Origin of the sequence: Paenirhodobacter populi (genome assembly GCF_004022215.1) — a bacterium.
Classification (GTDB): Bacteria; Pseudomonadota; Alphaproteobacteria; order Rhodobacterales; family Rhodobacteraceae; genus Rhodobacter; species Rhodobacter populi.
The window spans coordinates 1-865 of the sequence record NZ_SAUZ01000085.1 but is presented as its reverse complement, the minus strand read 5'-3'; the positions used below and the strand labels follow the sequence as shown (position 1 = coordinate 865).

Genomic DNA, 865 nt, shown 5'->3' with positions numbered 1-865 from the left:
TGAGAACGGCGGTGCGAAATTGGTCCACGGAAGCGGCGGCCTGATGCTGCTGCGGGCGGCGTAAAAGTCGTCCAGTTTTCCCTTTCTGCGGTAGCAGGGAGGGCGTGGGGATTTACAGCGTGGAGCTATATCTGAGAGTTCGTCAGGCTTGTGCTGAGGGCATGAGCCAGCGGGAAGCGGCACGGGTATTCAACGTTTCGCGGGACACGGTTCGGAAGATGATGTCGTTTTCGGTTCCGCCTGGCTATCGGCGCACAGCCGAGGTCCGGCGCCCAAAGCTCGATCCTTTCATTCCGATTATCGAGGGGTGGCTGGAGTCGGACCGGACCATGCCGCGCAAGCAGCGGCATACGGCGAAGCGGGTGTTTGACCGGCTTCGCGAGGAATGCGGCTTCACCGGCGGCTACACGATCATCAAAGACTACATCCGGGAGCGGGAACGACGTGGCCAGGAGGTGTTCGTGCCGCTGTCGCATCCGCCGGGCCACGCTCAGGCCGACTTCGGTGAAGCCCTGGTCAGGATCGGCGGTGTTGAGCAAAAGGCTCACTTCTTCGTGCTGGACCTTCCGCACAGCGATGCCTGTTACGTCCGGGCTTATCCCGCAGCAGTGGCCGAGGCCTGGGTGGATGGCCATATCCATGCCTTCGCGTTCTTCGGTGCGGTTCCCCAGTCTGTGCTTTACGACAACGACCGCTGCCTGGTGGCGAAGATCCTGCCGGACGGGACGCGCAAACGGGCATCATTGTTCAGCGGATTTTTGTCACATTACCTGATCCGGGATCGTTACGGCCGTCCGGGCAAGGGCAACGACAAAGGGAATGTCGAAGGACTGGTGGGCTACTCGCGGCGCAACTTTATGGTGCC

At 61.3% G+C, this 865-nt stretch carries 1 protein-coding gene; it reads left to right on the top strand.

The annotated features are described in order from the left end of the window. Positions 1 to 119: 119 nt before the first annotated feature. A partial coding sequence (istA, locus tag D2T30_RS22915; protein ID WP_128210659.1) for an IS21 family transposase occupies positions 120 to 865 on the top strand: 746 nt, incomplete at its 3' end.